At 72.5% G+C, this 8,856-nt stretch carries 7 protein-coding genes; 5 read left to right on the forward strand and 2 right to left on the reverse strand.

Annotated elements, in window-relative coordinates:
- The first annotated feature begins 34 nt into the window (after positions 1–34).
- From ACWDVW_RS30275 to ACWDVW_RS30290, 4 genes are all read left to right on the forward strand, one after another.
- A complete protein-coding gene (locus ACWDVW_RS30275) occupies positions 35–856 on the forward strand; it encodes a class I SAM-dependent methyltransferase (protein WP_449955759.1) in 822 nt (273 codons plus the stop codon).
- Between the two features lie 112 nt (positions 857–968).
- Positions 969–1,673, forward strand: coding sequence for a YcnI family copper-binding membrane protein (locus ACWDVW_RS30280; RefSeq protein WP_449955740.1), 705 nt, complete (start codon positions 969–971; stop codon positions 1,671–1,673).
- Positions 1,674–1,688: 15 nt separating this feature from the next.
- Complete coding sequence (locus ACWDVW_RS30285) at positions 1,689–3,428, forward strand: FixH family protein (protein WP_449955742.1); 1,740 nt, start codon at positions 1,689–1,691, stop codon at positions 3,426–3,428.
- Positions 3,425–4,045: a DUF1775 domain-containing protein gene (locus tag ACWDVW_RS30290; protein WP_449955745.1), complete on the forward strand. Its 621-nt coding sequence runs from the start codon at positions 3,425–3,427 to the stop codon at positions 4,043–4,045. The genes ACWDVW_RS30285 and ACWDVW_RS30290 overlap by 4 nt, the downstream gene beginning before the upstream one ends.
- Positions 4,046–4,208: 163 nt before the next feature.
- On the opposite strand, the gene katG is transcribed toward ACWDVW_RS30290, so the two are convergent.
- Entirely contained in the window at positions 4,209–6,485 is a 2,277-nt protein-coding gene (gene katG, locus ACWDVW_RS30295; RefSeq protein WP_449955747.1) for a catalase/peroxidase HPI, read from the reverse strand.
- A gap of 40 nt (positions 6,486–6,525) precedes the next feature.
- The gene (locus ACWDVW_RS30300; protein WP_396748056.1) at positions 6,526–6,951 is read right to left on the reverse strand and encodes a Fur family transcriptional regulator; all 426 of its coding nucleotides are present in this window, start codon (positions 6,949–6,951) and stop codon (positions 6,526–6,528) included.
- Positions 6,952–7,277: 326 nt separating this feature from the next.
- Between ACWDVW_RS30300 and ACWDVW_RS30305 the strand changes: the two genes are divergently transcribed.
- Positions 7,278–8,786: an NAD(P)/FAD-dependent oxidoreductase gene (locus ACWDVW_RS30305; protein WP_449955751.1), complete on the forward strand. Its 1,509-nt coding sequence runs from the start codon at positions 7,278–7,280 to the stop codon at positions 8,784–8,786.
- The last annotated feature ends 70 nt before the right edge of the window (positions 8,787–8,856 follow it).

Here is an 8,856-nt window from a genome sequence, read left to right on the forward strand (position 1 = left end):
CCAGAGACCCAGGGGGAAGCCCGTGAGTAACCGAATCAGCGCGAGCCGCGCCAGCCACCACACGGCGGCGGTGTTCGACCGCAGCGCCGCCACCTACGACCGCGTCGGTGTGGAGTTCTTCGGCCCGATGGGGCGGGAACTGGTACGCCGGGCCGGGTTGCGCCCCGGACAACAGGTCCTCGACGTCGGGTGCGGACGAGGCGCCGTCCTGCTGCCCGCAGCACAGGCGGTAGGGCCCACCGGCGATGTCGTCGGCATCGACCTGGCTCCGACGATGGTCGACCTGACCCGCGCCGACACCGCCCACCTCCCGCACGTCCGGGTGGAGGTCGGCGACGCCGAGGACCCGGCCCTACCCGAGGCCACCTTCGACGCGGTGCTCGCCGGACTCGTCGTGTTCATGCTGCCGGCGCCGCTGCCCGCACTGCGCGCCTACCACCGGCTCCTGCGCCCCGGGGGGCGGGTCGGCGTCACCACCTTCGCCGCCTACGACCCGCGCTTCAGCGAGGCGCTCGGCACGCTCGCCCGACACGTGCCGCCGGAGCGCCGCCAACCACCCGCCACCGGCCGGAAGGACGACTTCGCCACCCGCGAGTCGACCAGGGACCTGCTGCGCCGCGCCGGCTACCACCAGGTCACCGTCGAGGACGTACCGTTCGAGAGCCGGTTCCGCGACAGCGACCACTTCGTCGCCTGGGTCTGGTCCCACGGATCCCGCGCGATCCTGGAGAGCATCCCGCCCGAGCGGCTGCCCGCCGCCCTCGCCGACGTGGCAGACGTGCTGTCCCCGGACGGCGGAAGCCTCCGGCTGACCACCACCATCCGGTTCGCCCTCGGCACCCGCGCCGAGTCCTGACCACGGCAGAAATCCTCGACGACGCAGGGAACTCCGGGCGGGGTGTGCCCGACCAGGTAACCGAGGTGCGTACGCACCGGTCGCCGCACCCCTCCCGGAAGGTCGTCCACACATGTTCCTCACACGTCGTCGGGTCGCGCAGCTCGGCGCTCTCGGGCTCTTCACCGCCGCGACGGTGGCGCTCACCGGCTCACCGGCCACCGCGCACGTCACGATCAGCCCGTCGGTGACGACCGCCGGCTCGTACGCCGTGCTGACGATGGGTGTCCCGCACGGCTGCGACGGTTCCGCCACCACCAAGGTGTCCATCCAGATCCCCGAGCAGATCGTCACCGTCACGCCGACGGTGAACCCGAACTGGACGGTGGAGAAGGTGATGGCGGACCTGAACCCGCCGGTCAAGGACAGCCACGGCAACGAGGTCACCCAGCGGGTAGCCGAGGTGGTCTACACCGCCAGGACGCCGTTGCCGGACGACCTGCGGGACACCTTCGAGCTGTCGGTGAAGCTGCCCGACGCCGCCGGTGAGACCCTGGCGTTCCCCTCGGTGCAGACCTGCGAGCAGGGTGAGACGCCCTGGGTCCAGATGCCCGCCGACGGTCAGAACGCCGACGAACTGGAGTACCCGGCGCCGAAGTTCGTGCTGACCGCCACGGCCGACGGCGACGCCGACGACGACGCCGTGCAGCCGGTGGCGCAGACCAGCACGGAGTCCGGTGGCGGCAGCGGTGCGGTGGGGTGGATCGGCCTGGTGCTCGGCGCGCTGGGTCTGCTGGCCGGCGGGCTGGCGCTGGTGCGTACCCGCAGGACGGCCTGACGGGCGGGAACGCAGGTGACGTCCCGTAGCGGCCTCACGGCACGGCGGACGGCGGCAGGCGGGCGGGCGCGGTGGACATGGTCCATCGTGCTCGCCGGCCTGCTCGGTCTGCTGGCGGCCGTCGTGCCGGCAGCGCCGGCCTCCGCCCACGCCGTCCTGCTCGGCACCGACCCGGCCGACGGTGCCGTGCTGGCGACCACGCCGGCCCAGATCACGTTGACCTTCAACGAACCGGTGGCGGTACGCCCGGGCGGCGTCCGGCTGCTCGACGCGGCCGGCGAGGAGGTGTCCGCCGACAGTCGGTCGGTGGACACCACGGTGGTGCTGACCGTGCCACCGGAGCTGCCCGGTGGCACCTACATCGTGACGTTCCGGGTGATCTCCGCCGACAGCCATCCCGTCTCGGGCGGATTCAGCTTCGCGGTGGGAGCACCGAGCAGCTCCGCCGTGGCCGTGCCGGAGAGCAGTCCGGGACGCGGGCTGGACGTGCTGCGTCAGGTCACCGAGGCGCTCGCGTACCTCGGTCTGCTGGTCGGTGCGGGCGTCCTGGTCTTCCTGCTGGTGCTGCTGCGCGCCGACGCGCCGCTGTTGCGGCGGCGGCTGCTGCGGCTGACCGCCTGGTCGGTGGGGCTGACCGTGGTGGCGCGGCTGGTCCTGGTGCCGGCCGTCCCCGCCTGGCAGGACGGCCGGGACCTGGACGGACTGGTCGACCCCGCGCTGTGGACCGCCGGCCTCGGTGCGGAGGAGTCCCTGAGCAGCCTGCTGGTGGTGCTGGGTCTGGGTGCCGCCTGGTGGGCCACCGCGACGGCCGGGTCTCCGCCGTCCGGCGGCACGACCGGTCGACGGGCGGCGCTGACCGCGGTGGCGTTCGCCGGTGTGGTCCTCGCCTGGGGGGCGGTCGCCCTGGTCGGGCACACCCGAACCTACGGTCCGGCCTGGCTGGTCGTCCCGGCCGACGTGCTGCACGTGGTCACCGCCGGTGTGTGGCTGGGCGGACTGGTGGCCCTGGCGTGGACGCTGACCCGGTCAGCCGACCTGCCGCCCGGCGCGGCGGCGCGTACGGTGTCCGCGTTCTCGCGCACCGCCGCCGTCCTCGTCGGTCTGCTCGGTGTCGCCGGGGTGCTGCTCGGCTGGCGCATCCTGGGGTCCTGGGCGGCGCTGTGGGGCACGGCCTACGGTCTGGCCCTGCTGACGAAGGTCGGGCTGACCGTCGTGGTGCTGGCGGTGGCCGCACACAACCGTTTCCGTCTGATGCCCCGCGTCGTGGCCACCGATCGTGACGAGGGGTCTCCGGCGGCGTGGCGGCTGCTGCGCCGGTCGGTCCGGTGGGAGGCGGCGCTACTGGTCGGTGTGGTCGCCGCCACCGGGTTCCTGGTCACGCAGAGCCCGGTCACCGAGGCCGGTACGCGTCCGGCGGCCGACGCCGGGGAGCGTCCGATCCTGGTGGAGGCGCCGCTGGGGTCGGGGCGGGCCGTGGTCCGGCTGACCCCCGGGGTGGTGGGAGTGAACTCGATGGAACTGAATCTCCTCGACGCGGCGGGGCAACCCGTCGACCCGGTCGACGACCCGAGGTTGACGGTCCAGTTGCCCGCGATGGACGTCGGCCCGCTGGAGCGGACGCTGTCGGAGACCGGGCCCGGCCGGTACGAGGCGGTCGTCGACCTGCCGCTCGCCGGCTCGTGGGTGGTCCAGGTCAGCGTGCGGACCTCGAAGTACGAGAGTCCGGTCGCCCGCGTCACGGTGGACGTCGGATGACGGCGCGACGGTGGATCCGGGCGGCCGCCGTGGCGGGCGGCGTGGTCGCGTACCTGGCGTTGGGGGCGGCGCCCGCCTCGGCGCACGTCGAGGTCGCGGGGGCGCAGCCGAACGGTGACGGCAGCACGACCCTGACGTTCGCCTACGACCACAGTTGCGACGACTCCCCCACCACGGAACTCGTCGTGGCGCTGCCCGAGGGGGTGACCGCGACCGGCACCGTGGAACCGGAGGGCTGGTCCGCCGCGCTCTCCGGAGACCGTGTCACGTTCAGCGGGCCCGGGCTGGAGACCGCCGAGGTGGGCGTGACCGCCCGGATCGCCGCCCAGGCGGGCGACACGCTGCACTTCCCGGTGCTGCAACGGTGTGCCGACGGCAACTCGCTCGACTGGATCGACCGCACCGCCGACAGCGACTACCCGGCACCGAGGTTGATCGCGACCAACGCCGTGCTGGAGAACCCGCCGGAGGCGACCGTAGCGCCGCCTGCCGCCTCGGGTGGCGGGGCCTCGCCGGAGGGCGGGGGCGCGACGCTGGGTGAGGCGCTGACCGTGGTCGTCGTGTTCGTCGCCGTCGCCGCAGGGGCGGGTCTCCTGGTCGCCCGCCGCGTCGGATAGGGCGACCGCGCAGTCTCCGGAAACGGAAGTTGCCGCGTGGTCTCCCGGCAGGGAAGTTGCCGCGCGGCCTCCCGGCAGGGAAGTCGCCGCGTGGTCTCCCGGACCGGGAGGGGCCCCGGTCGATCGTCGACGATCGGCCGGGGCCCCTGCGGTGCGACGTGGATCAGGCCAGGTCGAACCGGTCGAGTTCCATCACCTTGGTCCAGGCGGCGACGAAGTCGGCCACGAACTTGCCGCGGGCGTCGTCGCTGGCGTAGACCTCGGCCAGCGCCCGGAGCTGCGAGTTGGAGCCGAACACGAGGTCGACCGCGGTGGCGGTCCACTTCACCTGGTCGGTCGCCAGGTCGCGGATCTCGTACACGTGCTCCTCGGACTCCGACGCCTTCCACCGGGTGCCCGGGGAGAGCAGGTTGGCGAAGAAGTCGTTGGTGAGCACACCGGGCCGGTCGGTGAGGACACCGTGGCGGCTCTCGCCGACGTTGACCCCGAGCGACCGCAGGCCGCCGACCAGGGCGGTCATCTCGGGCGCGGTCAGGTTGAGCATGTAGGCCCGGTCGATGAGCAGGACCTCCGGCTGGGTCTTCTCACCCGGGCGCAGGTAGTTGCGGAACCCGTCGGCACGCGGCTCCATGACCCGGAACGACTCGACGTCGGTCTGCTCCTGGCTGGCGTCGGTGCGACCCGGGTGGAACGGCACGGTGATCTCGACCCCGGCGTCACGCGCCGCCTTCTCCACAGCGGCGGAGCCGGCCAGCACGATCAGGTCCGCCAGGGAGATCTTCGCGCCACCGGCGGCGTTGAACTCCCGCTGGACGTCCTCCAGGGTCTTCAGCACCGCGGCGAGCTGCTCCGGCTGGTTGACCTCCCAGCTACGCTGCGGCTCGAGGCGGATCCGGGCACCGTTGGCGCCGCCCCGCTTGTCGGTGTAGCGGAAGCTGGCGGCCGACGCCCACGCGGTGGAGACGAGCTGGGCGGTGCTCAGCCCGGACTCCAGGACCTTGCTCTTGAGTGCGGCGACGTCGGCGTCACCGACCAGCTCGTGGTCGACGGCCGGCACCGGGTCCTGCCAGAGCTGGGCCTCGGGGACCCACGGGCCGAGGAAGCGGCTGACCGGGCCCATGTCGCGGTGCAGCAGCTTGTACCACGCCTTGGCGAAGGCGAGCGCGAACTCGTCGGGGTTCTCCAGGAACCGGCGGGAGATCCGCTCGTAGGCCGGGTCCACGCGCAGCGACAGGTCCGTCGTGAGCATGGTCGGCTTGTGCTTCTTCGACGGGTCGTGGGCGTCCGGGATGATCGCCTCGGCGTCCTTGGCGACCCACTGCTTGGCGCCACCCGGGCTGGTGGTCAGCTCCCACTCGTAGCCGAAGAGGATCTCGAAGAAGCGGTTGCTCCACTCGGTCGGCCGGTCGGTCCAGGTGACCTCGAGGCCGCTGGTGATCGTGTCGGCACCCTTGCCGCTGCCGTGGGTGCTCAGCCAGCCCAGGCCCTGGTTCTCCAGCGGGGCGCCCTCGGGCTCGGGGCCCACGTGGTCGTCGGCGATGCCGGCGCCGTGGGTCTTGCCGAAGGTGTGGCCACCGGCGATGAGCGCGACGGTCTCCTCGTCGTTCATCGCCATCCGGGCGAAGGTCTCCCGGATGAAGTGCGCCGCCGCGAGGGGATCGGCGTTGCCGCGGGGGCCCTCGGGGTTGACGTAGATCAGGCCCATCTCGGTCGCGCCGACGCCCTTGGCCATCTCCTGCTCGGAGACGTAGCGCTCGTCACCGAGCCAGGTGTCCTCGGGGCCCCAGAAGATCTCCTCGGGCTCCCACACGTCGGGGCGGCCGAAGCCGAAGCCGAAGGTCTTGAATCCCATCGACTCCAGGGCCACGTTGCCGGCGAGCACGAGCAGGTCGGACCAGGAGATCTGCTGGCCGTACTTCTGCTTGACCGGCCACAGCAGGCGACGGGCCTTGTCCAGGTTGGCGTTGTCCGGCCAGCTGTTGAGCGGGGCGAAGCGCTGCCCGCCGTCGCCGGCGCCGCCGCGACCGTCCTCGATGCGGTACGTGCCGGCGGCGTGCCAGCTCATCCGGATCATCAGACCGCCGTAGTGGCCGAAGTCGGCCGGCCACCAGTCCTGCGAGGTGGTGAGGACCTCGGTGATGTCCCGCTTGAGCGCCTCGACGTCGAGCTTGGCGAACTCCGCGGCGTAGCTGAAGTCGGCGCCGAGCGGGTTGCCCTTGGACGAGTGGGCGTGCAGCACCGAGAGGTCGAGCTGGTTGGGCCACCAGTCCCGGTTGGTACTCGGGCGACCGCCGGTCTTCGGGGTGGGCGAGTCGATCGCCGGGTTCTCGCTCTCGCTGCCGTGCGCGGTCACCGAGTCGTGCGCGACCGGGCAGCCGGACTCGGCCTTCTTGTCCACGCCCTGGGCGCTCGTCGGACCGTCGTGCTGTGGGTTACTCAATGTGCTTCCTTCCGACCTGGCGGATCACTGGTGGTGCGTGTCACTGGTGGTGCGTGCGGTCGCAGTCGGGGCAGGTGCCCCAGTAGACGACCTCCGCCTCGTCGACCACGAAACCGTGGTCGTCGGAGGCGGTGAGACAGGGTGCGTCGCCGACGGCGCAGTCCACGTCGGCGATCGCGCCGCAGGAGCGGCAGACGACATGGTGGTGGTTGTCCCCCACCCGGGACTCGTACCGGGCGACGGCTCCGGCGGGCTGGATGCGCCGCACCAGACCGGCGTCGGTCAGCGCGCGTAGCACGTCGTAGATGGCCTGGTGGGACACGCTGGGATGGTCGGCCCGGACCAGCCGGGTCACCGCGTCGGTGTCGACGTGCGGGTGGTCCCGCAGCGCCGCGAGCACCGCCAGTCGGGGCCGGGTCACGCGCAACGAGACCGCGCGGAGCTGGGCCTCGAAGTCGGACGTCATGCCGGCCAACCTACTCCACTCTTTTGGAATCAATCAAGTTTGCTGACGCTCCGCACGTTCGTGTCACGGTCTGTTCGCGTCGACCCTCGCGTGGGCGACGGGCGACGCCGGTGAGCACTGTCACAGAGGCAACGTACGGCGCGCGGTGCCGGACACGGTGTCCAGGTCCGGCCGTACCCGGAGCCGCAGTGGTGCGGGTTTCGCCGCCGACGTACCGGAAATCAGAACAGATTGATCGAGCCGTCGGTTCCGTCCGGCCGGGAGCGCGATCGAGGATGACGTGCAGACGCCCGAGGGCGTGGCTCACACCGGGACGGAGGCCGCAGATGAACCGAGACAGGACCACCGAGAGCACGGGCACCGGTGACCGGCGACACCGGGTGGTGATCGTCGGATCCGGCTTCGGCGGGCTGTTCGCGGCCAAGGCGCTCCGCCGCGCGCCGGTGGACGTGACCATGGTCGCGCGGACCACCCATCACCTGTTCCAGCCGCTGCTCTATCAGGTCGCCACCGGCATCCTCTCCCCCGGCGAGGTGGCGCCCGCCACCCGCGAGATCCTGCGCCGCCAACGCAACGCCGAGGTCCTGCTCGGCGAGGTGACCGACATCGATCTGGAGACCCGGACGGTCACCGCGAACGCGCCGCTGACCACGTTCCGCGTCGAGTACGACAGCCTCATCGTCGCCGCCGGGGCGGCACAGTCGTACTTCGGCCACGACGAGTTCGCCGAACACGCGCCCGGCATGAAGAGCATCGACGACGCGCTCGAACTCCGCGGACGGATCTTCGGGGCGTTCGAGCTGGCCGAGTTGGAGACCGACCCGGCGGCGATCGCGCGGTGGATGACGTTCGTGGTGGTCGGCGCCGGACCGACCGGCGTGGAGATGGCCGGGCAGATCGCCGAGCTGGCGCACCGGACCCTGCCGGGCGAGTTCCGCCGCATCGACCCGCGCAAGGCCACGATCGTCCTGCTGGACGCCGGTGACTCGGTCCTCGGCACGTTCGGGGACCGGCTCTCCGGCAAGGCGTTGCGGCAGTTGCACCGCCTCGGTGTCGACGTCGAGCTGGGCGCCATGGTGGTGGGCGTGGACGACGACGGCATCGAGGCGGCCGACCGGGACGGCCGGCGGCGGCGCATCGAGTGCAAGACGAAGATCTGGGCGGCCGGGGTGTCGGGCTCGCCGCTGGGCGCGCACCTGGCCGCCCGGGCCGGTGCCGAGACCGATCGGGCCGGTCGGGTCAAGGTCGAGCCGGACCTGACCCTGCCCGGACATCCCGAGGTGTTCGTGGTCGGCGACCTGATGGCTCTGGACCGCCTGCCGGGCGTGGCGCAGGTGGCCATCCAGGGCGGGCGGTACGCGGCCCGACAGATCGTACGGCGGCTGCGGGGCGAGCCGGCGGGAGCGCCGTTCCGCTACCGCGACAAGGGCAGCATGGCGACCATCTCGCGCTTCTCGGCGGTGGCCACCGTCGGCCGGCTGCGGTTGGCCGGACTGACCGGGTGGTTGCTCTGGCTCGCCGTGCACCTGTTGTACCTGGTCGGCTTCAAGAACCGGGTCACCGCCGTACTGCACTGGTTCGTCAGCTTCATCGGGCGCGGTCGCTCCGAGCGGACCGTGACGTTGCAGCAGGTGGTGGCGCGTACCGCGCTGCGGGAGGCGACCGCTCAGGCCGAGCCTCCGGCGGTCGCGGCCGCAGCCGGGTCCGACGGGTCGGCGGACGCCCCGGACGAGGTACCCGGGCAGCGGGCGGCCGTGCCGGGCCCGAGGCGGCGCGGCACGGTGCGCCGGAGCAGCCGACCGGCTGACCCACCCGGCAGCGGCGCGGGTGGCTAGTGCGGTGTCCAGACACGTTCACCGGGCCGCGCCGGGTCCAGACGACGACCGGCGGCGTTGGAGTCGGGCC

The organism is Micromonospora sp. NPDC003241 (genome assembly GCF_053589795.1).

Excerpts from the sequence above, each read along its gene's own strand:
- ACWDVW_RS30300 (WP_396748056.1), bottom strand. The coding sequence starts at position 6,951 with ATGACGTCCGACTTCGAGGCCCAGCTCCGCGCGGTCTCGTTGCGCGTG.
- ACWDVW_RS30290 (WP_449955745.1), top strand. The coding sequence starts at position 3,425 with ATGACGGCGCGACGGTGGATCCGGGCGGCCGCCGTGGCGGGCGGCGTG.
- ACWDVW_RS30305 (WP_449955751.1), top strand. The coding sequence starts at position 7,278 with ATGAACCGAGACAGGACCACCGAGAGCACGGGCACCGGTGACCGGCGA.
- ACWDVW_RS30280 (WP_449955740.1), top strand. The coding sequence starts at position 969 with ATGTTCCTCACACGTCGTCGGGTCGCGCAGCTCGGCGCTCTCGGGCTC.